The following is a 22,348-nucleotide window of genomic DNA, read 5'->3' as shown; positions in this document are numbered from 1 at the left end:
TCCTCGTGCTATTTAAGCGCGTCATCATTCAGGAGCACTCGGGTATCCACATGGCAAGTGCCTGTGCTAGAGCCAATCATTTACAATTGGCAGGCCTTCAGGCCATCCGGTAAATACCTGAATCACGAAGCGCTATCACTGGCGCATCTCTTTTGGCGCTATTCGTGGCGCAACCTGTCGAGGTTCTTCATCTGCATGCATACATTTTGGGAGGCCTCACTGACCAGGAGGGTCATCGTCACGCTTGCCTGTGCAATGAGTGCCTTCTGGTTATTGTCCGAGACGATCAGCTTTTACTACCGCTACACCAAAGCCGAAACCGAGATTCGTGTCGACTTGGCCAGGGAACTGGCAATGGTTTCCGCAGAGGAAAGCCGACGTTATGAGTTCGCCCAAATCAGGGTAAACACATTGTCCAGGCTGTGGGGGGAGCTGTGTACGCGTACCTATATGCCGAGCGATAACACCGCCCGGCTCAAGCACACGGTATTTGTCCCGTTCGAAGGTGTGACGGTGGACATGGCGAGTATTGCGGCAGCCGGGCAGACAATTGAAATATTTGGCGATTCTGATCCCGTCAAACGGATCGATACCTTTCTGTTATTGCCTGGCAAGGGAGTGTTTTTTTATAAGCCGGATATCTCGTCTGCCGCCGATATGAACATCAGAATGCGCGCACTTTCGTCGCAGCAATACACTTCTGCGATCAGCGGGAATCACTGGGGGACGGCATTCAAGGACGCCAGTGGCGCCTTGCGCACCGCGGTGATCGCGGGAAATGCCTACTCAACGGTAAAGGCAGGTCAATTGCTGCGCGTCGATGACCTGAACCTGCGCAAGTATGAGTTTTTGTACATTTTGCGCGACAGTTCAGGCTCGCTACTGTGGAGTAGCTTCAGCAAGCCTCCCGCTCTACTTGCCTTAAAAGGGCGTCTGCCAGACTGTCATCAATCGTTGTCCACTCGTGTCGAGGATTTTTTCGTCGAGTGCACTCCGCTCAAGGGACCTGAGTGGCAGTTGACGGCAGTCGCGCCCAGTGACGTGGTGATGAGTCGGGTGCTTTCACTGTTGAGTTCGACGGTGCCGTGGACGCTTTTGGCGCAGGTGCTGTTATTGATACTCATAGCGTTCGTTTTACAGCGGCGGCTTGGGCGACCGTTGAGTCATATTGTCGAGATCATCAATCGCCAGAAAAAAGTAACTGACTTGAGTGATCGGCTGCCGGAAGGCCGCAAGGACGAGCTCGGACGGATTGCCAGTGCCTACAATACTCTGCTCAAAACCCTCAATGCTTACCACCAGACACTCGAAGATAAAGTCAGCGAGCGGACCCGCGAACTTGATGTAGCCAAGCGTATCGCAGAGCGAGCCAATCACCGCAAAAGCGAGCATCTGACAAGTATCAGTCATGAGATACGCACGCCCTTGAACGGCATCATCGGTGCACTCAGCTTGCTGGAGCGCAGTTCGTTATCGGTGCAGCAACAGGAACTGGTCGGTACGGCGCGGCAGTCGTCCGGTTTTTTGCTGAGTATCGTCAATAATCTGTTGGACTTCTCCCGTATCGAAGCCGGGCAGTTGGAGCTGTCGTATGAGCAGACGGCGATTTTGCCCATGCTCGATCAGGTGCTGTTGACGATCAATCTGCGGGCGCAGGAAAAGCGCCTGGCGTTACAGACGCTGGTGGCGGCGGAGGTGCCACAGTCCGCGTTGCTCGATAGCGTCCGCGTACAACAGATTCTGATCAACCTGCTGGGCAATGCGGTGAAGTTCACCTCATCCGGAGGGGTCTACGTACGGGTGGAACGGCGCGCAGATATGCTGGTGATTACGGTCCGGGATACGGGTAAAGGTATCCCGGAAGAAAACCAGCTCGACATTTTCATGCCATTCATCCAGGTCCGGGCGCACGACAATGGCAGTGGGCTTGGGCTGGCGATCGCTTCGCGGCTTGCCAATCTGATGGGTGGGGAAATACTACTCGACAGTCAGGTGGGCGTTGGGTCGCGTTTTATGCTGTTGCTACCCCTGCATGAGCCCACCTTGCCACTCTTGGCATTCTCGGCGAGCCTCGTCGCACCGCCGGCGTTGCATCAGCAGTTACGCAGTTGGGGGATCCAGGCCGCAACGGGTGATTCACCGTTGCTCGATATGCCGGAGCTGGTCTATTTGCCTGGCAGGCTGTGGCAAAAGGTGAGTGCCATTGTCTTCGAGGAAAAAATCCCGGGTGAGGAGGTTGCGTCGATTGCTCCCTGTCCGTGGGCGCTCAAGGTGTTGATTGTCGACGACATACTGATCAATCGCGATATCGTCGGCAAGATGCTCCGTGAGCTTGGACATCAGACGCAAACGGCTGCAACGGGTGAGGAGGCATTGCAACTCGGGCGTGAGCAGGTTTTCGATCTGGTCTTGATGGATATCCGCATGCCCGAGATGGATGGTTTGCAGGTCACAAGGTATTGGCGTGACATGGCTAGCGGGATGCTTGATCAGGATGTGCCGATCATGGCGCTAACGGCCAATGCGTTGCCTGCCGAGCGCGACAGGGCCAGGGCGGCCGGTATGAATGGATATCTGGCAAAGCCCGTCAGCCTTGAACAACTAGCGGTCGGCGTCGGGCAGGCTGTGTCGCTGCAACTCGCGCGTGGTATCGATCTTGCGCCGAACCAGGGGCTGCAACAGCCGCTCCTCAATCTCGCTGACGCAGCCTTGCGCAACAAGCTTTATGAGACGCTTGAAACCCTTCACAAAGATATTGCCGCGGCCAGGCAGGCGAATGAGCGAGTGCAGTTGCTGGATTTGTTACATAGCCTCAAAGGCTGTGCCGGGCAGGGCGGTTTGGGCCTGGTGTGCGAACTGGTGGAGCAGCAGGAACTACATATCCATCAGGGTAACTGGCCGAGTGCCAAGGATGTAAGCGACCTCGGTTGGCTGATCCAGCAGACTAAATGACGAAGTTGCAGCGCATCAGTGGATGCCCAGACGGCCTGCCCAATTGACCAGCTCTGCGATGTTATGAGCATCGAGCTTGCGCATCAGGTTTAGACGATGGGTTTCTACGGTCTTGATCGTAATCGTCAGCTTTTCGGCAATATCGCGGTTGCGGCCGCCTTCGGCGATCAGCTTGAGTATCTGGCGTTCGCGCGTGGTCAACCTGGTCTGACCACAGGCACTCGGTTCAGACCTGATCTGCGCTTCGTCTAGTGCGGGATCGAGAAATATCTTGCTTGCCAGTGCTGTTTGCAACCCGGCAAGTAGTATCTGCTGCGAACTCGTTTTCAGAACATAACCGAGCGCGCCTGCAGCCAGTGCGTCGCGGGCGCGGTGTTCGGAAGCATCCGCGGTAATTACCACAATCACCAGTTCGGGCCTGCGCCGTTTCAGCTGGCGGATAATGTCGATACCATCCATCCCGGGTAAACCCAGGTCGATCAATACAACATCGGGGCTCAGCTGCTGGCAGGCCGTATAGACCTGTAAGCCGTCATTAATTTCACCAACTACTTCATACCCGGGCATCGCCGACAATAGATTTTTGATGCCATAGCTCAGCAAATAATGATCCTCGACGATCAAAATGCGTTGAGGGCTTAGGGCTGTCTGCTGGTGTAAGAACATAGTTGAAGCCTGTTTTTTTGTATGAAGTGAGTGGCAGGAGCTTATAGGGTTCAGGTCATTACCGGATTCAGATTTGTACGAGAGATGACAGAATTGTGTAATTCTTTTCATTGATGGTCGTATGAAATTTCCCACAGCTCTGGCTGCTCTTGAATCGATTTCTGCTCTCGAACGTTCGGGTGGGCGTTGGCTAATAACACTTTCTGATGTGCCTGGGTGGTGCTGGGAATACCCGCAGGGATTGTGCGTTGCCCTCGTCATAGAGCGTCCGTCGATCGATGATCAATGGCTGATTCAGTTAACGCTGTGGCTGGCATCAGTGCCAGGCAGTCTGGACGACAGCCTGCTGCTGGAAGGTGACCGGTTGCTCCTGGTGCGGCGCTATGAACTCGATCTGACATCTGTCGAGCTGGAAACCCGGATCAACCGGCAACTGACGATCGCACGTTGGCTTGCGACCCATGGCGAGGAGCAACAGGAATCGACAGACTCCGCTGTTGCGGGGCGTTGGGCGTGAGGACGCGCAGCACATATCTACTCAGGTATTGCATGGTGGGCCTGATTGCATTTGGAGTTGCCAGCAGCGCAACAGGGGCGATCCCGACTAACGGGGCCCCCGCGTTTTTCCTGGCCACACGGGGCACCAAGCTTGCCGACGTTCTGCGTGATCTGGGGGCCAATTACCGGCTGCCGGTGGTCGTCAGTCCGCTGGTGGGTGAGGCCTTTATCGGCAGTCTGCACGATATGGAACCTGAGCAGGCACTCGAACATCTGGCGCAGCTTTATCAACTCGCCTGGTATTACGACGGGCAAACGATCTATGTCTACAAAACGCAGGAGGTTGGCAGCCAGCTGCTGACCCCGGCTTATCTATCGGTTCAAACGCTGATTACCCAGTTACGCGCCACCGGTGTGCTGGATCGTCGCTATTGCCGCGTGCGCGCTGTACCAATATCGAACGCATTGGAAGTTCATGGTGTTCCGATCTGTATGGAGCGTGTCGCGCGCCTGGCTGAACGCATCGACCAGCAGAAGCTCAACCACGAGCAGAACCAGGAGGCGGTGGAGCTCTTTCCATTGAAGTACGCTGCCGCCGTCGATACGCAGTACACCTACCGTACTCGGCAGGTAGTGATTCCGGGCATTGTTTCGGTGTTGAAGGATATGGCCCAGGGGCGGACCTTGCCGCTCACGGAGAATCAGGGCGAGCAGCTGTCGAGTGATCGTTCGCTGCCGATGTTCTCTGCAGACCCTCGGCAAAATGCGGTACTTGTGCGTGACCGGAAGATCAATCTGCCGCTGTATTCGGACTTGATTGCCCAGCTCGATTACAAGCCAGAACTGGTCGAGATTTCGGTGGCAATCATTGATGTCAACTCGCAAGACCTTAGCGCGCTGGGGGTCGACTGGTCCGCGTCAACGCGCATCGGTGGTGGGGAGGTCAGCTTCAACAGTGGCGCGGAACTTGATTCCGGCAATTTTTCCACGGTGATCGGTAATACCGGCAACTTCATGGTTCGCCTCCGTGCGCTGGAGAAAAATGCCAAAGCGCGGATATTGTCGCGCCCATCGGTCGTTACGCTGAACAACATGCAGGCGGTGCTTGATCGCAATATCACTTTTTACACCAAGCTTGTGGCTGAAAACGTCGCCAGGCTTGAGTCCATCTCGGCCGGTTCGCTGCTGCGCGTGACACCGCGGGTGGTCGGTGAGGGGGCTCAGCAGGAGGTCATGCTGACACTGATTATCCAGGATGGCCGGCAGACCAGTCCTGTCAGTCAGGCAGAACCCCTGCCGCAAACACTGAATTCGGAAATATCGACCCATGCGTTACTCAAGGCCGGACAAGCTCTGCTGCTCGGTGGTTTTGTTCAAGACGAAGAAAGTGAGAGCGTGCGCAAAATTCCCCTGCTGGGTGATATTCCATTGCTCGGCAAACTGTTTAGAACGACGCAGAAGACTAATCGCCAGACAGTGCGTTTGTTTTTGATCAAGGCCGATCCTTGGCATCAATCTTGATGAGCCGATGATGGAATGCACTTACAAGTTAAAATGGCTGAATGGGCCGTTAAGGGGGCGCGAGCTGGCCTTGCCGACCGGGGAGTTGCGCCTGGGGGGCACGGACCCGGATATTGCACTGTCTCTTGAACAAGGCATTCAGGCTATTCTGTCGATTGATGACACGGGCATCATGTTGGTATCGGCAACGCCAGTATGGGTGGCGGGCCGCTCCTGGGATATGGAGCAAGCGCTGCCGTTCGGGGGGGTCATTGATATAGCCGGGCAGGCATTCGTTCTGGGCGCATCCACCGATGAGTTACCGACGTTGCCAGTGCCCGTGCGTTTGGCGCCAACCGCTACGCGCAAATCTTGTTGGTCATTATGGTGCGCGGGTGGTCTCGGTTTCGTTGCGGTGTTCACTGTAGCGCTGGTGTTTTGGCAACCGGTTCCAGTTGCTCCACCGTTTAACCTTGATGTCTGGCTGGCCCTGCAACTGGAAAACCCTGAACTGTCCGGCCTGAGTGTCATGCGTGTCGCACAACGGGGGCTGGTGATTAAAGGTATGTGTCGGTCAACCCCGAGTGTCGACGGACTGAGGTTGCGGTTGCGTGAAAAAGGGCTGTACGTGCACGACGAAAGTGTTTGTGCCGACACCTTGCGTCAAAGCGTGCTTGCGGTGCTGACGTTGGACGGTTATCGGGATGTTGAGGTAAAGAGTGGTGAGACGCTGGATCGCGTGGTGATCCTCGGTGCTATCGTCGCCGACCGTGCCTGGCAACACGCCAGCGCGCAATTGCAGGCGCTACCGGCGTTGGGCGGTTGGACGGTGGTCAATGACCATGCGCAATTGTTCGATGGTCTGCTCGTCAGGCTGACCGCGAGCAATCTTCTGGACGGTCTCAGCATCGTTGTTTCAGATAGGACCTTACGGGTGAGCGGACAGCTCGCTCCCCAGCGTTTACAGGCGGTGGCAGAGGTCATCAAAGCCTTTAATCAGGATGGCCCTCCGCGATTACTGGCTGCTTTCCAGAACATTCCCGGGGCTCCCTCAGCCAGTCAGTTCTTGCCTTCGGCAATCGTCAGTATTGGTGGCAATACTGACTCTACTTACGTTCAACTGGCCAACGGCATGCGCTTGCAAAAAGGCAGTGTATTGCCCAGTGGCTACTTGATTCATGCATTGAATCGTTCGGCGATGGCTTTACTCAAAGGGCAGGAGCTGGTCTCGCTGCCGCTCGATCTTTAATCCGCAGGATTGAATCAGGAACTCGAATGGCCCGTATTACCTACCTGGAAGATGCGCTGCATGCCGATACACAGGGCACATTGCGCGACAGCTCATTGAATAAACTGCGACAGGCCGAACAGCAACTGCGCGAGCAATTGCGGTTGCCGCAAGCACCTGCTCGGTACCAGGTCCTGGAGCAGTGTGCGAGCGCCTGCGTCAGTGCCGCAGAGGTTATCGAAAAGTTATGGTATCGGTACCACTCCCGTTGATTGTCATGCACCCTGGTCCGAGAGCTTTTCCTGGTATTCGGCAAACGCGTTCGAAATCATTTTCCGCTGCTCGTCATCCTCGAAGCAGTCATCGGTCATTAATTTGACCAACTCCCCTATTTGCCGCGCATAAGCGTAGTGCAGCGTTTCGTCAGGAACCTGCCGGGCGGTTCGCTGCTCGATCCAGTCGGCCTGCATCCAGGACTGCTGAACGATCTCCAGGAGCGTTTCAATCACTGAGTCGCCGTCCAGACCATCGATGCGTAGCGTTTGTGCGACGCGCTGACAATGATCCTCCATCCCGAGAAACATCATGATCCGTTTCAGGTCGCTAATGACGGCCGCAAGCTGGATATCCATCGCCGGTCCTTCGGCCGAAAGTTCGAAGGCCAATGCGCGAATCAGTGTTTTCAGCTTGCGTTTGCGATCGTGCAGCTGACGAAACTCCTCGAACCATTGCACCAAACGGGTACGCCGCGACGTCGCACGCTGATACAGGTGTTTGAGCTCGGCGAAACCGCTTTTACCGGTTGCGCCGAACTCCAGTCGGGTGAAGAGTTGCAACGACCATTCATCATCGGCCATCACCGCCGACAGAGCGTCGTCCAAGCGCTTGCGACGTGCGCCGGAGAGATTCTGGCCCGCCAGCAAATAGGCCAGCAGCAAGGTCATTTCACCGGCATCGAGACCACCTTCGCGCATGGCCGCCATGAGATCGGATGCCTCATCGATACCCGATGCGCGCCTATGCAGATCGTCAAGTTGGGTCGAGGCCGTTGCCGTAATCTGTTTGACCAACTGTTGCAGCATCGCGTGCGCGCGTGGGTGTTCAGCTTTTCCATCACTCGTTCCTCGTCTGGTGGCACGCTGTCGTGAACCTAGTGCAAAGCCCATATTCTCCAGGGTTTCGGCCACCGCATCTTCGACCCTGTCGACGGGCAGGAACTCGAAACCATCGGTCTGCATGTCGAGCTCATCGCGGGCTAACTCAATGGCTGATTGCGAGGGAAAAACTTGTGTTGCGCTGGTCGGTGGCCGTTGTAGCGTGTTTTGAATCGCCGGCACTGATTTGAGATTTGCAGAGTCGGTCTTGTTGATCATCAATGAGGTCCTCGCGGCTGACCTGCCTTAAGCGCGACAGGAGTGATCGGAGATGGAGATCCAGATCAATTCGCAGTGTGAAAAGGTGCGTTTCCAACAGGGCTTGGGTGTCTTGCAGAGAGGTGTCTGCGATCACGCGAACCTGGCTGTAAGAGGAAAAGATAGCTTTCGCTTTCGTTTTACTCGACGTTGAAACGCGTAATGTGATGGCTTCATCACTGAGAAAATGCATGAGTCGTTGTTGCACCCGACGAATAATCAGCTCCGTGGCGTCTTGCTCACCGATGAACTCCTCCAGTACCGCACCGACAAGAGCACGCAGACGTGTATCGAGGTGCTGGGCGATGGTGGTTTCGAGTGCTGTTTCTGCGACCAGCCACTCCAGCGTTTCATCGATGAGTGCCGTACGCAGCGAAGCGAGTTCGCTGGCGGCATCGGCAATACCCTGGTGATGTGCTTTGTCGCGGATCTGTTGAGCATCGCGCTGAGCGTCAGCCAGGCTTGCATGGGCTTGTTGCAGTATTGCCTCGGCTTCTTCGCGGGCTTCGATAAGTATTGAGGTGGCGTTGAAATAGTCCGCCAGTTCAACGGCAGGAATGACCGCGCTGTGGGGTGTGGCACCGGATAGATAAAGGCATGGGATGTTCAGGGCGCTCACAGGAATCGTCCTATTCTGATCAGCCAGTTGACGGCGTTTTCAGGTATCGCGATGGCTTGATCGGCGATGCGAGGTAACTGCATCGCCAGTACGCGACTCACCGGGCAATCGCTGGAGTCTCGAAGCCACCAGCGCGTGCCGATGTTGAGTGCGGTGTTGGTCAGCGTGTCGACCGGCACTGCGTATTCGTCGCGACTCCAGCCGTGGTGCAACGCCAGCAGTTGCTCGCAATCGCGTTCGTCAAGATGTGGCATAAGTGCCTGGCGGTACGCTTTCATCAATAAGTGATCGGGGCAGTTCAGCGCAATCACTCCGAGCGCGATAATCATTTGGGTAAAGCGTGGCTCAAGCGCAAGCAGGGCTTGTTGCTGTGTAGTGAGGCTGCCGGGTAGTGCCGCCAGATCGAAGCCATGGTGCTGGAGAATCAGCTTGTCGATAGTCGGCCGACAAGCCGGGTAGTGTTGATAGCAGATCTGCCATCGGGTGAGTTCGGGTTGTGCCCACCAATCGTCATGCATCCCCGCACCGGGTTGCCAGCCAAGTTGATGCAAGCGCTGCATGGAACTGGAAATTGATGCCTTTGTCATCGCCGGTCAGACCTGGGCAATCGACCGTATGACATCACTGCAACAAGTACGGCCAAAGCGCCCAAGGATAAAGCGAGCAACAGACGGTTTTGGGCAAGCCACGTCCACCTGTTGTTCTGGTCCTCGGCCGTCATGTCCGCTTCAGACAGGGGTTGATAGCGGTAATCGGCGGCCTGCAGCACGATGCTGATGTTCTCCGTTCGCAAGTTCGGCACGCTGTTGTAGATCAGGCTTTTGATGTCTGTTTCGCGATTGAGCAAGTTGCGTTCGGGGCTGTACTTGATGAATACCGAGGCCGAGGGTTTAGGTGTTTCGCGCGGGTTCTGACTGGTGCCTTCACCAATCGATACCTGCGCAATGATGACGCCATCCATTGCCCGCAACATTTTTTCCAACTGCTGTTCTTTCAGGTAGGTGATCTTCGCGTGTTCTTGAGCCGGTGATGTCACCAGTTGGCCAGAGGGAAACAACTCCTCCATCGTCGCCACTTTTTTTCGTGGTAACCCATTTTGTCGCAACAGCTCGACCGCATTGACGAACTGCTCCTTGTCGACCTTGATCGTGACAAGTCCACCCTTTGCGACCTCCTTCTGCGCATCGATATTGCGTAGCAGCAGCATGGCCAGCATCTGGTTGGCTTCTGCTTCGGACAGCTCGCTATACAGATCGATTTTGCAACCGGCCAGCATCAGGGTAATCACGCCCATGCAGCCAAACCGTATCAGGCGTTTTGTCATTGCATACTCACCAGCTTATTCACCCCTTGGGCAAGGGCTCCGGCGGTTTTTGCGATCAGGTCGACCTCAACGATGGAGTGCAGCATGTTCGACTGTGCGGAGAGCATCTTTAACGGGCTATCGAGCACGCTTTCGCGCGCATTGGCGATGCTGCTGTCCAGGGCTTGAGATTTGTCTTGCAGGTTGGTTAGCGCAAATGCCTCCGGGGTTTTTGCCGTATGGCCGAATAGCGCTTGGGTGAAGGCCTCGATGTCCGCCGGAGCGACGAGGGGAGGCGGGGATTCGGTTGGCGTTTGCATGGCGGTCATGCGGGTGGCTTCGATTTCCATTTGATTTTTTCATCCAGGTAATGGCGACGGACAGCGGCGAACGGGATCGCTTTCGATCAAACGACGCAGCATGTGTGCTTCGTCTGACGAGTTGTTGGCCAGCAGTTTCAGGGCGACATCCGCTTGCTTGAGCCCGATCAATAAGGCTGCTTGGATAACCTGCCGATCTCCTGGATCTTTGATCAGGTAGGGGAGCGCTGTACGGATCGTCTCGACCTGCTCGATAAAGCCGTGGTTGACCGCCGCCAGGCCGGTCTCACTGATCAGGCGACAAATATCGGTTTCAAGCGGGTTCATATTTTCTGAATGATCCCTGACAGCATGTCCTTGACGGCTTTCATCACGGCACTTTGATAGGTGACGAAGGTGGAGTACTGCTGAATCGCAAATTGCGCCTGGAGCATGCGCACCGGATCATTCATGTCGGCAGCAGTCATCTTTGACTGAACGTCATTGCCGGCTTTCTCGACCATTTGCGAGAGCTGGTTGTTGACGGTTTCGATATCCATGGCCGGTTACTCTGCGTCGTTGATTGCGCTGATGAGATTTGTCTGGATGCGGAGTTGGGTGGGGTTGCAGAGAAAACGCCTGCGAAAACTTTCAGTGAAGTGTCCGTGATTGGAAAAGCCGCATTCGAGGGCGATATCGAGTATGCGCATGGGCGTCGACAGCAACAGTTCGCGGGCATGGGTCAGCCGCCGTTCAAGCAGCCAGCGTTTTGCGGTAAGGCCGTATTTTTCCTGGAATAGGAGGTTGAATTTGCGCAGCGGCATGTCGAACTCCTGCGCATACCGGGCGACCGACCACTGATTCAGTGAGTGTGTTTCGATAAATTCGAAGAAGGGTTCATCGCCGGTCATGATGTGCTGGAGCAGTGCCGAGAAGTAGCGCCGATCGACTCCCAGGCAGTAGATGTAAGCAAAGCGCAAAAGCGTGTCGGGTGTGCCCTGGGCGAGCAGCTCAAGCACACTGATGACCTCGGCTTGCGCCTTCACCATTCTGATGGGGTCGCGCCAGAATAACGTGCGATGGGGTGCGCCAAGCAGATCCACAACATCGGCATATAACCGTTGGAAATCGGCGGGGTAGAAGTCGAAGTATTGGATATCGCTGCCCGTGTTGCAGGGGACAGGGCCGTTGTGTGCCACGACGACAGAGTTAGGCGCAATGACCTGTACTTTGTCGTCAACATACACCTTCCCACCGTACTTACCGAATAAAAGTCGCACTGCCTGCATCGGTCCTCCCTTGTTGTTAGTCACTGCTTTATTGCGTCCATGGTTACGCGTCGCCGGAGAACTATACATCCGGTGTTCACCTGAAAGATGAGGGCGCTGAGCGGATTTCGATAGGTATTGAGTAAATATGTAAGGTGCGAGTGGGTGGTGAGTGCTCGGTCAAAACTGGAATGTTTGGCGGGATTTCAGAAGGTCGGGCTGAGTGGTTCCGTACTATCGGATGGTCATCGCGAAAAGAAGCTTCTATTAAAAAGTGCTCACGCCTGCGTTATACCTATGGAGAGTCCATATATGAATATGTCTGTAACACCACCCACTTCAATCAGTCCTCTTGAGGCTGCGCGCCCAACACCGCAAAGCGTGGCAAATTTGCAGTCGATGTTCAGTAGCGGCCTGATGACCATGCAGAACATCATGTTGCAGCTCGCTCAGTCGGGCAACGAACTGTTCGTGCAGATGAACAAGAAATCCGAGATCGCCCGTAATGCGCAGGATATGGCCAATCAGGTTGAAGCGGTTATGTCCAGGTTGGTAAAACCGAGTGACACGCTGGCGTTGCCTGAAAGTGCGGTCGTGTATATGCGGACCCACAATATTCTGGTCGGCGGCAAGACCATTGATGAGTTTATTGCTGCGAAAGCCGGGGCGCAGGCGAGTCTGGATACGCTGGCCGGCAAGATCGCCGCTGTTGGACCTGACGGGATGCAGACTGGCTCTTGGCAAGAAGTACTGCAATACATGGATGACAACAACATAAAAGTCGAGGGGCAGAAGGCCTCCGACTATGTCTGGAGCTTACCGGAAGTCGGTAATGCCAGCGGTCAGAAGGTCAGTGCCGAGCATATGAATACGCTTCGCCAGGCGCTTGCGGATTCGATGAATTTCGATAAGGGCGATCTGATGATGGTCAAGTCTTCGCTTGAGTCGGTGGCAGGTCGTGCGACGGACTTCAACCAACAGAGTCAACTGAAGTTGCAACAGATCATGCAGAACTACAGCACCTCCAGTCAGTTGACACAAAGCATGCAGAGTATGTTGGCTGAAATGACCAAGGGTACCGCTTCTGCCATCCGTTAATGAGGTATGCGGGCGAAGTAATAGAGGGTGGCGGAGGTGAAAAAGTAAAGCGCCGCTGGCTTTAGTAAGCGTCAGCAAGAGTGACTGGTTATTATTACTTTACCCTGTAGAAAGGAGCGGTTTGTGGGGGAGCTTGAGACATTGAAAAGCATGCTCGTCGAACTTGATAAAAGTAAATCAACCTTTGCCCGTCAAGCGAAAGAATTTGAGTTGTTGCAGGTCGAGGTCTCTGCGCTTGAAAACAGTGCGGACTTTGATCCGGCAGCAAGAAAGAAGTTGCAGAAGCTCAATGAATTTATGGCCCGTGACGGCAATCAATCGCAGCGTCAAATCGTCGAAAAGTTTGCGATATCTGAAATGAGTTTGAAAAAGCTCGGGGAGCAACTGCGTTCATTGTCCCTTGCCCATAACGAAGCAGCAGGAAACGGCGTACCCACGCCAAAAAACAACGCGTTGAAAAAGTTCAACCGCGCCTTTGTTTGAACCCTCTGGAGAGTCAATGATGAGTATTTCTGTCGCCCCGTCCGCTTCGATCAGTCCTCTTGAGGCTGTGCGCCCAACGCCGCAGAGCGTGGCGAATTCGCAATCGATGTTCAGTAACGGTCTGCAGACCATGCAGAACATCATGTTGCAACTCACTCAGTCGGGCAACGAACTGTTCGTGCAGATGAACAGGAAGTCTGAAATCGCCCGTGATGCGCAAGACAAGGCCAACCTGGTCGAAGGCATCATGGCCAAGTTGGAGAAGCCAACGGACAAGCTGGAACTGCCGGACGGGGCCATTGCGTATATGAAAGCCAACAACATTCTGGTCGATGGCAAGACCATTGATGAGTTCATTGGTGTGAAGGGTAAAACACTCGATAAAGGCGACTTGATGATGGTCAAGTCGTCGCTTGAGTCGGTGGCAGGTCGTGCGACGGACTTCAACCAACAGAGCCAGCTGAAGTTGCAACAGATCATGCAGAACTACAGCACCTCTAACCAATTGACGCAAAGCATGCAGAGCATGCTGGCGGAAATGACCAAGGGTACCGCTTCGGCCATCCGTTGATCGGATCCTGCGCTGGCTGGGCAGGTTGCAGTGTTCCGGCCGGCAACGACTGATGAGCTTTCCATCGGTATCTGTAGCGGTAGTGCTGGGCCGGGGGAGGGCAGGTAATTCGGCAGTTATTGCAAGGAGTCATCATGACACAACCTGTTTCCAGCGTCGGTCAGGACGACCACGAGGTGCTACAGCACTTCTTCGCACGCGGTGGTTCCATTCGCATGTTGGCGGATATCAAACAAAACGACGTCGACCAGCTATATGCCTACGCGACACAGCTGTTCGATGCCGGTGAAATAGAGGGCGCACGTAATGTGTATTACGTGCTGGTGCGTATTGATCACTGGAACTTTGACTGTTGGTTGGCTTTGGGCTTGTGCCATCAGCGTCTGGGGTTGCACGAGGACGCTGTCGTAAGCTTTGGTCGTGCCGGCATGATCAAGGTCGACGACCCCCGTTCAGCATATTTCGCAGGGATCAGTCATAGCGTAATCGGCAATACCGAGTTAGCTCGCAAAGCCTTCAATGCGGCGATCAAATGGTGCAATCAGAGCCCTGAACACGAGACGATTCAACGCAGTGCGGCACAGCTGCTCGCGCATTGCGCGGTGGAGGTGTCAGCATGACCGTTATGTTGAACATGCGCCCGTTGGCCGAGACACAAACCGAATCATTGCTCGCGCCGGACCCCAAAAAATCTGCCAGTGAGGTGCGCAGTAGCGCTCGTGTTTTGCGCGGTACCTCGAATGTGTTCGGCGATGCTTTGAGCCAGCAGCATTCGCGGGTGAACACACCGCCTGCGGCGAAGCTGATGGTCTCGCAGCTTGACGCGATGAAGGCGATGGAGCGGATCTTGGCGAACGTCGAAGTGAAGGGCGAAAACGGCGCTTCGATCAGTCTGAAAGACATCGAAAAAATCCCTATGGATTCGATCATGCTGGCGTCGACGCTGCTTTCCAGCGAGATCCTGGGGAGTACCGCCGTGGCGAAATCCAAAGCCATGGCGATCATGACCGACAAGCAGGAAAAAATTCGTCAGCAAGAAATTGTCGATTTTCGCGAGCAGATGGACAAAGCCATCGAGCAGCAAGATAAAGCCAAGAAGGCTGGCATATTCGGGGTGATCTTTGATTGGATCATTGCCGCCGTCGAAGTGGTTTCGGGCATTGCAAAAATCGTCGGTGGGGCGCTGACAGGCAATGTCATGCAGGTTGCCGGCGGCGCAATGGATCTGTTGGCGGGGGTTGCCGGTGTCGTCAAGGCGACAGCCAATACCCTGGCGCTGATCGACCCCGACAACGCCGAGAAATACAAGGCGGTCGCCGATGCCGCGGGAACCGTCCAGCTGAGTTTTGAAATCGCCGGTGCCGTCGTCGATGTGACGAGTGCTGCGCGCAATATGTTGGTGACCAAGGTGATCCCGAAAGTGGCGGGCACGGTAATGAAGGAGGGTGCTGAGCAAGCGCTGGTCGCCGGGATCAAGGCCGGTAGCAAGGGCGCGATCGATCAGACGGCGAAGATGGTCGGTAAGGAAGTGGCGTCGCAGGTTTCGGGACAGATTGCCCAAAGTCTTGGTAAGGCGACGTTGGAGGCGTCCAAAACTGTGGGTAAAGAAGCCGCGCAGAAAGTCGTGCAGCAGCTCGGTGTGAACCTGATGCTGGAAAAATTCTCCCAGGAAGCGATCGAACAGCTCGTCACGAAAGCGGTGAAGAAGGTGGGTCACGGCGCGATCGACAAGGGCGTTGAAATGACCGCCAAGGAAGTAACCAAGGCGGTGACCAAAGAGATCAATCGTGAAGTGCTTCAGGTCGCGCTCAAGGCTTCGACTTGCGCGGCGGTCAATATCACGCGAGGGGCTGTCGCCGGTGCCAGTCAGATTACCTCCGGAGCATTGGCAGTGGATCGCGCCAGATTACAGAAAGAGATCAGCCAGTTGATTCTCGATCAGCAATGGCTGCAGTCGTTTTTCGCTTTCTATAAAGAGGAGAAAGACGCCGCCATGAAGCGCATGGGCGAATTGATCGAGGGTCAGGGACAAGTGGTTCAAGAGGGTAGTAAGGCAATGGCTCAAACCGGAGCAGTGCAAGTCCGGATCGCCTCGGCAATGGTCTGACATCAGGAGAAAAAAACGATGACTACAGTTAATAGCCAACCGTTGTCGGCGCCAGCGCCGATGCAGGACATGGGGATCACTCGGATTTCTGACACGGGTGAAGGGGCTTTCTCGCGGATCAACGAAATCATCTTGCTGATGAAGAAAATGAATATCGAGATGCGCGATACCCAGCGCGGATTTCACGACGATATGCAGCAAACGGCATTCGCGAAACAAATGACCTCGATGGCGACCAAGCAAGAAGCGATCGAGCTTACTTATAACGCAGCGGTGACAAACGCAGTCAGTCAGATGGTGTCCGGGGTCGTCAGTTTTGGCGGTGCTCTGACGGGTAGTCAATTGGCTTCCTCGGCCACCAGCGGATTGGGTAAAGCCGCTGAAGGGGCTGGCGCAGTTGCGGCTGCGGGCACTAGCCGTGAGGCTCAGCAGGCACAGTTGCTGGGTGAGTTCCAGGCCAACGCTGCGGATAATTTCGCGAAAAACATTGCAGCCACCGCTGACCGTGCTGCCGAGGCGTCGCGTCAGTTGCGCGATGCAACGCGCGAACTGGTCGGGCTCTATGAGCGCATGGCGAATGCAGTGCAAATGAGGGCGAGGTGAGATGCAGGCACTTAAATCCGTTGATCCCGTTACGCAGTTTCTAAGGTCACAAGGCTTGCAGCCAGAAGTCGCCTATTTTGAAAGAAGCGACTTCGTCATCGGCTGGCGGATTCACCTTGGGGATCTGGAACTGGTCTACCGGCTTGAAGAAGATACATTGATCGTTTGCGATTTCACCGCCAAAGAGGGGGCCCAAGGTACGAGTGGAGCGGTCGCTCAGTTCGTCCATTTGATTCACCGGATCGAGCGCAACGTCCAGCAACTGCACGCGGTGCGAGGGATGTTCATTGAGCGCATAGCGAACCCGGAGCTCAATGGGGTTCGTGAACGGCTGGCCAGTGTTCTGGAGGCGAAAGGTGCGTCGTGGCAGGAGGTCGATGGGAAGCCCTGGCTGGTTTATCCGTTGATGTCGAAAAGACCGGTGTCGGTCGGAAACGATATTTTATCCAGTGGGAGATTTTTTCAGAAGCCAGCATAGAAAAAGCCCTGAATAATCAGGGCTCTAACTTACTCAATATCTATCGTAATTGACTACTTGAAACAAGGATGTAAGCAATGTCACAGACAAAAGCAAAAGTGATGGAGGCCTCGGGCCGGGTCAGTTCGGCCTACAGCCAGGTCGATGCCTTCAACCATTTGTACGACCGTGGTGGCTCAGAACTGATCAACGGCAAACCGTCGTTCACTGCCGACCAGGCAGCCGATTCGATCTTGCGCAAAAACATGTCCTGGCACGACAAGGACGGTAATGGCAAGATCGAGCTGGGATTCAGTTTCATGACCTCCACTCCCTCCAATTACGACTCGCGACTGGGGGATTTCAGCGAGTTCAGCGCGCAGCAGAAAGCCCAGGCAATACTCGCATTGCAATCTTGGTCGGACGTGGCCAACGTGACGTTCATACAAGACGCGGCGAATGGTGACGGTAACCTGAGTTTCGGGAACTACAACGTCAGCACCGGTGGCGCCGCCTTTGCGTTTCTACCGTCGGGCAGCGGCTACGACGGTCAGTCGTGGTACCTGATCAACGACCAATATCAGGTCAACAAGACCCCGGACCATGGCAACTATGGCCGGCAGACCCTGACCCATGAAATCGGCCACAGCCTGGGCCTGTCCCATCCTGGCGTCTATAACGCGGGTAACGGTAACCCGATCTATAACGACGTGACCTACGCACAAGACACGCGCGGCTACAGCTTGATGAGCTACTGGAGCGAGAGCAACACCAACCAGAACTTCAGCAAGGACGGTAGCGGCGCTTATGCCTCGGCACCGTTGATGGACGACATCGCGGCCGTGCAAAAGCTCTACGGGGCCAATATGGAGACCCGTGCCGATAACACCGTGTACGGCTTTAATTCCAACGCCGATCGCGATTTCTTCAGCGCGACGTCGGCGGCCTCCAAAGTGGTGTTCTCGGTGTGGGATGGCGGTGGCAATGACACGCTGGACTTCTCCGGTTTTACCCAAAATCAGAAGATTAACCTCAACCAAGGCTCATTCTCCGATGTCGGCGGCCTGGTGGGCAACGTCTCGATCGCTCAGGGCGTGACGGTGGAAGCCGCTCTCGGCGGTTCAGGAAATGATCTGCTGATCGGCAACGCGGTGGCCAACTTGCTGGAAGGCGGAGCCGGTAACGACATTCTCTACGGCGGTGGTGGTGGCGATACCTTGTGGGGTGGTACGGGGTCGGACACCTTTGTGTTTGGTGCTGCCAGCGATTCCCAGTACAACGCACCGGACTGGATCATGGACTTCACCAGTGGCCAGGACAAGATCGATCTGTCGGGCCTCGCGCAGTTCGCTTCAGGTGGTGCAATACTGAACTTCGTCAGCGGCTTCACCGGTCATGCGGGTGATGCGGTCCTGACTTACTTCGCTGAAACCAACCAGACGAGCCTGCATGTCGACCTTGACGGCATGGGTGTGGCGGGCTTTGCCGTGGGCACGGTGGGCCAGGCTGCGATGACGGATATCGTGGCGTAAGCCTCAATACAAGAGAGCGACCGACTTCGCTCTCTTGTAAGGAAGGTCCCCCCATGGCCAACGTGGATGGACCTTTTTTGTGTGGTCAGTTTTTGTCCTGATCTACATCCTTGGTTTCACGCAGGCACAACATCCCCACCACCAGGCTCATGCCGGTGATGAACGAGCCCCATGAAAGACAGGACACCGTTTCCCCCTTACGGTCTTTCAGTTCTTGGATTTTGTTCACTCTGATTTCGATCTGTCCGGGGTGGACCGCATTATTCCCTATGACCCTGACGGCATCGAGTGTCTGTTGAAGTCGTGCATCTAAACCACCAGCCACGCGTGCACCAATGTCCTTGTTTATGTTCTCGCCCGGTTGACCGAGATCCTTGCACGGCTTTTGAATTCCTAAGCGGATCAGCGTGGCTGCACCGCGTGGAGATAACTCAAGAATCGCGCTGGCTTCATCGTAGTCTCTGCGAATGTCATCAGGCATATCAGGATTGGCGGGCGGTGCATGTCTGGCCGTCGCCCCGTTGGGGGTGTCGCTGAGTCGAGTCAGCCGAAGGGAATTTCACCTCTCGGCTGCTCACAGAACCGTACGTGACAGTCTCCCGTCATACGGCTCTTGATCACACATTCGATGCACGTAGTAGATACCAATGCGCGAACAACTCCGGGTTCCCTTTTCGAACAAGGCGCAGCCGATGCTCCGCTTGACGCGTCGAGATCCGGTACTTGCTCTTCATCCACTTGAGAAAGCGCGATTGCAGCGCACTCCACAAGCGATAGCTGAAGTTCCTGTACCAGAATTTGCCGTAGTATTCGATCCATCCTCGGATCACGGCGTTGTATCTGCGGGAAAAAGCCCCCAAGTCATACGCCGCGGATCGATGGATGCGCCAGTCATTGAAAAGGGCCAATTGTGGCGTCGCCGGATCAACTGTTTGCTCCGACTTGCGACCGAACAGGCGCTGGCGGAGCAGTGCATTCTGCTCTTCGAGATGAGCGACTTTCGACTGCATCTGAGCAATCAATTGCTTGAGCGCAGCTGGGTCATCGAGAAGGTGGTCGGGTATGGAAATCATGCCGCGGATTATACCCAATCAGGCGTCAAAACCTGATGCGGACGGCTGCGCTAGATCAAAACCGTCCAGTAACCAGTTGAGTTCAACACTCAAGACAATGGCCTCGTCGGTGAGGGCAGGGGCGGTTTTAGAACGCTCGGACTCGAGGCGCTTGAGCCAAAGGCAGAAGCCGTTGCGCTCCCAGTACAAAATCTTCACTCGGTTACGGGGCTTGTTGAGAAAAACAAAAAGCACTGGGTCGAATCCCGCGACTTTGATATCCAACTCGACTAGGGCGGCCAAGCCGTCGATGGATTTTCGGAAGTCCACGGGTTTGGGGTACAGATACACTTTTTCCACTTTAGCGTCGGGACGCATCATAAGGGCTGGCTCCGGAAAGAAATCGGGAGCACAGCATCCGGCATCAAATTGCGGCTTTGAATGTGGGGTTCATGGAGCAGTTAGTGCGCCAGCCAAGCTGGCAGTTGATAAAGGGTGAAAGTCCCTACGAGAGAAGTTATGGCGAAACACCTCGACCCCGAGTCATGCGTTGTGCACCGTGAGGTGTACGGCGAAGCGTTGGCAGGGGAAACCAGCAGGCCAGCCATTGAGCCGCGAAATCATGAGTCCGGGGCGCCGACGCTGTTAAGCGAAGCGGAAGGCCACAGTGTGCATGACGATAATCGCAAGTCATGTATCACGCCCTGCGCGGTCGTAGACCCTGAGCATGCTGGGAAGTCAACTGTACGGAAGCTGGGAGATCTCATTCGTGTCTGGTCGTGACAAGCCAGACGGGGCAGGAAAGGCCACAAGCCGAGCGTCTGCCGTCTACGCGAATGAGAAGTCGGATAGCCCCGTAGTACCTGAGAAGTTGCCGAACAATGGGCCTGGCCCGGCGGAGGTGATGGAGGAAAGGGGGCTAGCCAAGGGGAACAGTGAGCAACTTTCCGCGCCCCGGACGCAGAGCCGGATAAGCGCGTTGTCAGGGTTGCCCGCTGTACGTCAAGCAGCCCGGCAGGATCGCCGGGTCAAGTTCACGAGTTTATTGCACCACGTCACGGTCGAGCTACTACGCGAGAGTTTTTACAACCTCAAGCGAGACGCCGCCTGTGGTGTGGATGGAATATCGTGGCGAGAGTACGAGCAAGATCTTCAAGAGAAACTGAAAACCTTGCATGACAAAGTGCACAGTGGGCGGTACCGAGCCAAACCTGTTCGACGGGTTTTCGTCCCGAAGGCAGATGGCAGCGAGCGACCGCTGGGTGTCACCGCGCTGGAAGATAAGATCGTCCAGACAGCAGTAGTGCAGGTGCTCAATGCGATCTATGAGCAGAATTTTCTCGGACTCTCGTATGGGTTTCGCCCTGGTCGAGGGCAACACGATGCATTGGATGCTTTGTCGGTGGGAATACAGAACTCTCGGGTTCGGTGGATATTGGACGTGGATATTCGTGCGTTCTTTGACACGATCGATCACGAATGGATGATGTGCTTCTTGCAACACCGAATCCAGATAGGCGAGTGTTAGGGTTGATAGCTCGATGGCTCCGTACTGGCGTTATCGAGAATGGAAAGCGAATCCCGGCGAAGCAGGGCACACCGCAAGGCGCGCCTATTTCACCGTTGCTGGCCAATATCTACCTGCACTACGTGATGGATTTGTGGATTAGGCAATGGCGTGGGCGTACAGCACAGGGCGAGATGATTGCCGTGCGGTATGCAGACGACAGCGTGCTTGGGTTCGAAAAGCGTGAAGATGCATGGAGCTTTCGCCATGCTTTGGAAGCTCGACTCGCTCAGTTCAACCTGACTCTACACCCAGAGAAAACACGTCTGCTGCGGTTTGGCTGGTTCGCGGCCGAAGACTGCAAGAAGCGTGGCGAAGGGAAACCGGAAACTTTCGATTTCCTCGGGTTCACGCATTTCTGTAGTCAAACCAAGAACGGGATGTTCGTGGTGGGGCGCTCGACCATCAGCAAACGTATGAGAGCAATGCTCAAGGAAATACGGGCACAGTTGCATAAGCGCAGGCACGAGCCTGTCCCTGTGATCGGACAGTGGTTGAGTCAGCTGTTTAGAGGTTATTGCAATTACTACCACGTACCCGGTAATACACGGAGGCTGGATGCTTTTCGCCGGGAAATTATCGGAGCGTGGAGGCATGCCCTTAAACGGCGGAGTCAGCGACTGAACTGGGAGCGCATGACTGCGCTAGCCAGGCTGTTCATTCCCTATCCGCGCGAGCTACCAATGCATCCTCATCCCATAACCCGCTTCGGCGTTAAAACCCAAGGCAGGAGCCGTATGCGGTAATTCCGCACGTACGGATCTGTGCGGGGGGTGGCAGGTGACTGCCATTCCTACCGCGACCGGTTCTTCTACCTGCAGCACCATGCATTTGCCGGCAAGGTCACCGGGCAGACGTTTGGTACTGCCACCACCGGTCCGGCCATCAACCTTCTGTGGATCGAAGAAACCTTTTGGCGCTTGGCTGCGTCTGTCCGGCACCTATGTCGAAAGTGCCTTGGTTGAATTGTGCCGAACGCTACGACCGTTCCCACACCTTCCACTACATAAACGCACCTTACTGGCAGACCACCGGGTATGGGGTGGACTTTCCGTTTGAGAACTACGAGTGGATGGCCGACTTCATGCGTGACACTTTTCTTATTGACGAGCGTTGCTTTATGTTCTTTGAGT

The 22,348-nt window shown here is 55.2% G+C and carries 27 protein-coding genes and 2 pseudogenes; 16 read left to right on the top strand and 13 right to left on the bottom strand.

The genetic code is table 11. The features are described 5' to 3' along the window. Window positions 1-63 precede the first annotated feature (63 nt). Window positions 64-2,952 carry a two component system sensor kinase gene (locus KVG95_RS21115; RefSeq protein WP_217857805.1) on the top strand — a complete coding sequence of 963 codons (2,889 nt, stop codon included), beginning with the start codon at window positions 64-66 and terminating at the stop codon, window positions 2,950-2,952. Between the two features lie 15 nt (window positions 2,953-2,967). Here the strand turns inward: KVG95_RS21115 and KVG95_RS21110 are convergent, their stop codons facing one another. Then, a complete protein-coding gene (locus tag KVG95_RS21110) occupies window positions 2,968-3,618 on the bottom strand; it encodes a two component system response regulator (protein ID WP_217857804.1) in 651 nt (216 codons plus the stop codon). A 121-nt stretch (window positions 3,619-3,739) separates the two neighbouring features. On the opposite strand from KVG95_RS21110, the gene KVG95_RS21105 reads away from it, so the two are divergent. Genes KVG95_RS21105 through KVG95_RS21090 form a run of 4 tightly spaced genes read left to right on the top strand, consistent with a single transcriptional unit; the run spans window position 3,740 to window position 7,116 of the window. Further along, window positions 3,740-4,135 (top strand): hypothetical protein, encoded by a 396-nt coding sequence (locus tag KVG95_RS21105; RefSeq protein WP_217857803.1) that lies wholly within the window; start codon window positions 3,740-3,742, stop codon window positions 4,133-4,135. A gap of 32 nt (window positions 4,136-4,167) precedes the next feature. Further along, window positions 4,168-5,637: an EscC/YscC/HrcC family type III secretion system outer membrane ring protein gene (locus KVG95_RS21100; protein WP_217857802.1), complete on the top strand. Its 1,470-nt coding sequence runs from the start codon at window positions 4,168-4,170 to the stop codon at window positions 5,635-5,637. Between the two features lie 10 nt (window positions 5,638-5,647). Next, on the top strand, window positions 5,648-6,865 hold the full coding sequence (gene sctD, locus KVG95_RS21095; RefSeq protein WP_217857801.1) for a type III secretion system inner membrane ring subunit SctD: 1,218 nt from the start codon (window positions 5,648-5,650) through the stop codon (window positions 6,863-6,865). Window positions 6,866-6,891: 26 nt separating this feature from the next. After that, the gene (locus tag KVG95_RS21090) at window positions 6,892-7,116 is read left to right on the top strand and encodes an EscE/YscE/SsaE family type III secretion system needle protein co-chaperone (protein WP_217857800.1); all 225 of its coding nucleotides are present in this window, start codon (window positions 6,892-6,894) and stop codon (window positions 7,114-7,116) included. A gap of 3 nt (window positions 7,117-7,119) precedes the next feature. Here KVG95_RS21090 and sctW read toward each other — a convergent pair whose 3' ends face one another. The 8 genes from sctW to KVG95_RS21050 are packed head-to-tail and all read right to left on the bottom strand — an operon-like array spanning window position 7,120 to window position 11,766. Then, window positions 7,120-8,217, bottom strand: a complete 1,098-nt coding sequence (gene sctW / locus KVG95_RS21085; RefSeq protein WP_217857799.1) for a type III secretion system gatekeeper subunit SctW — start codon at window positions 8,215-8,217, stop codon at window positions 7,120-7,122. Continuing rightward, window positions 8,105-8,875 (bottom strand): hypothetical protein, encoded by a 771-nt coding sequence (locus tag KVG95_RS21080; RefSeq protein ID WP_217857798.1) that lies wholly within the window; start codon window positions 8,873-8,875, stop codon window positions 8,105-8,107. The genes sctW and KVG95_RS21080 overlap by 113 nt, the downstream gene beginning before the upstream one ends. Beyond that, window positions 8,872-9,462 (bottom strand): type III secretion system domain-containing protein, encoded by a 591-nt coding sequence (locus KVG95_RS21075; protein ID WP_217857797.1) that lies wholly within the window; start codon window positions 9,460-9,462, stop codon window positions 8,872-8,874. Before KVG95_RS21075 ends, KVG95_RS21080 begins: the two co-directional genes overlap by 4 nt. Next, a complete protein-coding gene (gene sctJ, locus KVG95_RS21070; protein WP_217857796.1) occupies window positions 9,459-10,199 on the bottom strand; it encodes a type III secretion system inner membrane ring lipoprotein SctJ in 741 nt (246 codons plus the stop codon). The genes KVG95_RS21075 and sctJ overlap by 4 nt, the downstream gene beginning before the upstream one ends. After that, complete coding sequence (gene sctI / locus KVG95_RS21065; RefSeq protein WP_217857795.1) at window positions 10,196-10,528, bottom strand: type III secretion system inner rod subunit SctI; 333 nt, start codon at window positions 10,526-10,528, stop codon at window positions 10,196-10,198. Before sctI ends, sctJ begins: the two co-directional genes overlap by 4 nt. Before the next feature lie 9 nt (window positions 10,529-10,537). Next, window positions 10,538-10,825: an EscG/YscG/SsaH family type III secretion system needle protein co-chaperone gene (locus KVG95_RS21060; protein ID WP_217857794.1), complete on the bottom strand. Its 288-nt coding sequence runs from the start codon at window positions 10,823-10,825 to the stop codon at window positions 10,538-10,540. Continuing rightward, window positions 10,822-11,037, bottom strand: coding sequence for a type III secretion system needle filament subunit SctF (sctF, locus tag KVG95_RS21055; protein ID WP_217857793.1), 216 nt, complete (start codon window positions 11,035-11,037; stop codon window positions 10,822-10,824). Before sctF ends, KVG95_RS21060 begins: the two co-directional genes overlap by 4 nt. Window positions 11,038-11,043: 6 nt before the next feature. After that, window positions 11,044-11,766 carry a helix-turn-helix transcriptional regulator gene (locus KVG95_RS21050; protein WP_217857792.1) on the bottom strand — a complete coding sequence of 241 codons (723 nt, stop codon included), beginning with the start codon at window positions 11,764-11,766 and terminating at the stop codon, window positions 11,044-11,046. Window positions 11,767-12,057: 291 nt separating this feature from the next. Here KVG95_RS21050 and KVG95_RS21045 point away from each other — a divergent pair, with 291 nt between their 5' ends. The 8 genes from KVG95_RS21045 to KVG95_RS21010 all read left to right on the top strand — a co-directional run bounded on the left by KVG95_RS21045 (window position 12,058) and on the right by KVG95_RS21010 (window position 18,596). Continuing rightward, window positions 12,058-12,843 (top strand): hypothetical protein, encoded by a 786-nt coding sequence (locus KVG95_RS21045; RefSeq protein ID WP_217857791.1) that lies wholly within the window; start codon window positions 12,058-12,060, stop codon window positions 12,841-12,843. A 123-nt stretch (window positions 12,844-12,966) separates the two neighbouring features. Further along, window positions 12,967-13,326 (top strand): hypothetical protein, encoded by a 360-nt coding sequence (locus KVG95_RS21040; RefSeq protein WP_217857790.1) that lies wholly within the window; start codon window positions 12,967-12,969, stop codon window positions 13,324-13,326. A 16-nt stretch (window positions 13,327-13,342) separates the two neighbouring features. Further along, window positions 13,343-13,897: a hypothetical protein gene (locus KVG95_RS21035; protein ID WP_217857789.1), complete on the top strand. Its 555-nt coding sequence runs from the start codon at window positions 13,343-13,345 to the stop codon at window positions 13,895-13,897. 134 nt (window positions 13,898-14,031) lie between these two features. Further along, window positions 14,032-14,517: a SycD/LcrH family type III secretion system chaperone gene (locus KVG95_RS21030; protein ID WP_217857788.1), complete on the top strand. Its 486-nt coding sequence runs from the start codon at window positions 14,032-14,034 to the stop codon at window positions 14,515-14,517. Between the two features lie 14 nt (window positions 14,518-14,531). After that, complete coding sequence (sctE, locus tag KVG95_RS21025; RefSeq protein ID WP_217857787.1) at window positions 14,532-16,004, top strand: type III secretion system translocon subunit SseC family protein; 1,473 nt, start codon at window positions 14,532-14,534, stop codon at window positions 16,002-16,004. Window positions 16,005-16,073: 69 nt separating this feature from the next. Further along, window positions 16,074-16,607, top strand: a complete 534-nt coding sequence (sseD, locus tag KVG95_RS21020; RefSeq protein ID WP_217857786.1) for a type III secretion system translocon protein SseD — start codon at window positions 16,074-16,076, stop codon at window positions 16,605-16,607. Window position 16,608: 1 nt separating this feature from the next. Then, window positions 16,609-17,085 carry a type III secretion system effector protein SseE gene (sseE, locus tag KVG95_RS21015; protein WP_217857785.1) on the top strand — a complete coding sequence of 159 codons (477 nt, stop codon included), beginning with the start codon at window positions 16,609-16,611 and terminating at the stop codon, window positions 17,083-17,085. A 77-nt stretch (window positions 17,086-17,162) separates the two neighbouring features. Next, a complete protein-coding gene (locus KVG95_RS21010; protein ID WP_217857784.1) occupies window positions 17,163-18,596 on the top strand; it encodes a serralysin family metalloprotease in 1,434 nt (477 codons plus the stop codon). Between the two features lie 85 nt (window positions 18,597-18,681). Here KVG95_RS21010 and KVG95_RS21005 read toward each other — a convergent pair whose 3' ends face one another. The 4 genes and pseudogenes from KVG95_RS21005 to tnpB form a co-directional block, all read right to left on the bottom strand. Beyond that, window positions 18,682-19,077: a DUF4145 domain-containing protein gene (locus tag KVG95_RS21005; protein WP_217857783.1), complete on the bottom strand. Its 396-nt coding sequence runs from the start codon at window positions 19,075-19,077 to the stop codon at window positions 18,682-18,684. Between the two features lie 136 nt (window positions 19,078-19,213). Further along, window positions 19,214-19,504 (bottom strand): group II intron maturase-specific domain-containing protein, encoded by a 291-nt coding sequence (locus KVG95_RS21000; RefSeq protein WP_225923255.1) that lies wholly within the window; start codon window positions 19,502-19,504, stop codon window positions 19,214-19,216. Then, a pseudogene (locus tag KVG95_RS20995) lies at window positions 19,487-19,669 on the bottom strand (IS66 family transposase); the annotation flags it as partial. The pseudogene KVG95_RS20995 and the gene KVG95_RS21000, both read right to left, overlap by 18 nt. An 18-nt stretch (window positions 19,670-19,687) precedes the next feature. Next, the gene (gene tnpB, locus KVG95_RS20990) at window positions 19,688-20,029 is read right to left on the bottom strand and encodes an IS66 family insertion sequence element accessory protein TnpB (RefSeq protein ID WP_225923244.1); all 342 of its coding nucleotides are present in this window, start codon (window positions 20,027-20,029) and stop codon (window positions 19,688-19,690) included. A 388-nt stretch (window positions 20,030-20,417) separates the two neighbouring features. Here tnpB and KVG95_RS30200 point away from each other — a divergent pair, with 388 nt between their 5' ends. From KVG95_RS30200 to KVG95_RS20980, 3 genes and pseudogenes are all read left to right on the top strand, one after another. Continuing rightward, window positions 20,418-21,176: a reverse transcriptase domain-containing protein gene (locus tag KVG95_RS30200; RefSeq protein WP_367616785.1), complete on the top strand. Its 759-nt coding sequence runs from the start codon at window positions 20,418-20,420 to the stop codon at window positions 21,174-21,176. Then, window positions 21,128-21,961 carry a reverse transcriptase domain-containing protein gene (locus KVG95_RS30195; protein WP_367616784.1) on the top strand — a complete coding sequence of 278 codons (834 nt, stop codon included), beginning with the start codon at window positions 21,128-21,130 and terminating at the stop codon, window positions 21,959-21,961. Before KVG95_RS30200 ends, KVG95_RS30195 begins: the two co-directional genes overlap by 49 nt. A gap of 57 nt (window positions 21,962-22,018) precedes the next feature. After that, window positions 22,019-22,305: pseudogene (locus KVG95_RS20980) on the top strand (DNA adenine methylase); the annotation flags it as partial. Window positions 22,306-22,348 lie beyond the last annotated feature (43 nt).

This window comes from Pseudomonas farris (assembly GCF_019145235.1).
Taxonomy (GTDB): Bacteria; Pseudomonadota; Gammaproteobacteria; order Pseudomonadales; family Pseudomonadaceae; genus Aquipseudomonas; species Aquipseudomonas farris.
Note: the sequence above shows the minus strand (reverse complement) of the source record. Positions and strands in the feature narration are given on the sequence as shown.

Excerpts from the sequence above, each read along its gene's own strand:
- KVG95_RS21110 (WP_217857804.1), bottom strand. The coding sequence starts at position 3,618 with ATGTTCTTACACCAGCAGACAGCCCTAAGCCCTCAACGCATTTTGATC.
- KVG95_RS21105 (WP_217857803.1), top strand. The coding sequence starts at position 3,740 with ATGAAATTTCCCACAGCTCTGGCTGCTCTTGAATCGATTTCTGCTCTC.
- KVG95_RS21100 (WP_217857802.1), top strand. The coding sequence starts at position 4,168 with ATGGTGGGCCTGATTGCATTTGGAGTTGCCAGCAGCGCAACAGGGGCG.
- sctD (WP_217857801.1), top strand. The coding sequence starts at position 5,648 with ATGGAATGCACTTACAAGTTAAAATGGCTGAATGGGCCGTTAAGGGGG.
- KVG95_RS21090 (WP_217857800.1), top strand. The coding sequence starts at position 6,892 with ATGGCCCGTATTACCTACCTGGAAGATGCGCTGCATGCCGATACACAG.
- sctW (WP_217857799.1), bottom strand. The coding sequence starts at position 8,217 with ATGATCAACAAGACCGACTCTGCAAATCTCAAATCAGTGCCGGCGATT.
- KVG95_RS21075 (WP_217857797.1), bottom strand. The coding sequence starts at position 9,462 with ATGACAAAGGCATCAATTTCCAGTTCCATGCAGCGCTTGCATCAACTT.
- sctJ (WP_217857796.1), bottom strand. The coding sequence starts at position 10,199 with ATGACAAAACGCCTGATACGGTTTGGCTGCATGGGCGTGATTACCCTG.
- sctI (WP_217857795.1), bottom strand. The coding sequence starts at position 10,528 with ATGGAAATCGAAGCCACCCGCATGACCGCCATGCAAACGCCAACCGAA.
- KVG95_RS21060 (WP_217857794.1), bottom strand. The coding sequence starts at position 10,825 with ATGAACCCGCTTGAAACCGATATTTGTCGCCTGATCAGTGAGACCGGC.
- sctF (WP_217857793.1), bottom strand. The coding sequence starts at position 11,037 with ATGGATATCGAAACCGTCAACAACCAGCTCTCGCAAATGGTCGAGAAA.
- KVG95_RS21050 (WP_217857792.1), bottom strand. The coding sequence starts at position 11,766 with ATGCAGGCAGTGCGACTTTTATTCGGTAAGTACGGTGGGAAGGTGTAT.
- KVG95_RS21045 (WP_217857791.1), top strand. The coding sequence starts at position 12,058 with ATGAATATGTCTGTAACACCACCCACTTCAATCAGTCCTCTTGAGGCT.
- KVG95_RS21035 (WP_217857789.1), top strand. The coding sequence starts at position 13,343 with ATGATGAGTATTTCTGTCGCCCCGTCCGCTTCGATCAGTCCTCTTGAG.
- KVG95_RS21030 (WP_217857788.1), top strand. The coding sequence starts at position 14,032 with ATGACACAACCTGTTTCCAGCGTCGGTCAGGACGACCACGAGGTGCTA.
- sctE (WP_217857787.1), top strand. The coding sequence starts at position 14,532 with ATGCGCCCGTTGGCCGAGACACAAACCGAATCATTGCTCGCGCCGGAC.
- sseD (WP_217857786.1), top strand. The coding sequence starts at position 16,074 with ATGGGGATCACTCGGATTTCTGACACGGGTGAAGGGGCTTTCTCGCGG.
- sseE (WP_217857785.1), top strand. The coding sequence starts at position 16,609 with ATGCAGGCACTTAAATCCGTTGATCCCGTTACGCAGTTTCTAAGGTCA.
- KVG95_RS21010 (WP_217857784.1), top strand. The coding sequence starts at position 17,163 with ATGTCACAGACAAAAGCAAAAGTGATGGAGGCCTCGGGCCGGGTCAGT.
- KVG95_RS21005 (WP_217857783.1), bottom strand. The coding sequence starts at position 19,077 with ATGCCTGATGACATTCGCAGAGACTACGATGAAGCCAGCGCGATTCTT.
- tnpB (WP_225923244.1), bottom strand. The coding sequence starts at position 20,029 with ATGATGCGTCCCGACGCTAAAGTGGAAAAAGTGTATCTGTACCCCAAA.
- KVG95_RS30195 (WP_367616784.1), top strand. The coding sequence starts at position 21,128 with ATGGATGATGTGCTTCTTGCAACACCGAATCCAGATAGGCGAGTGTTA.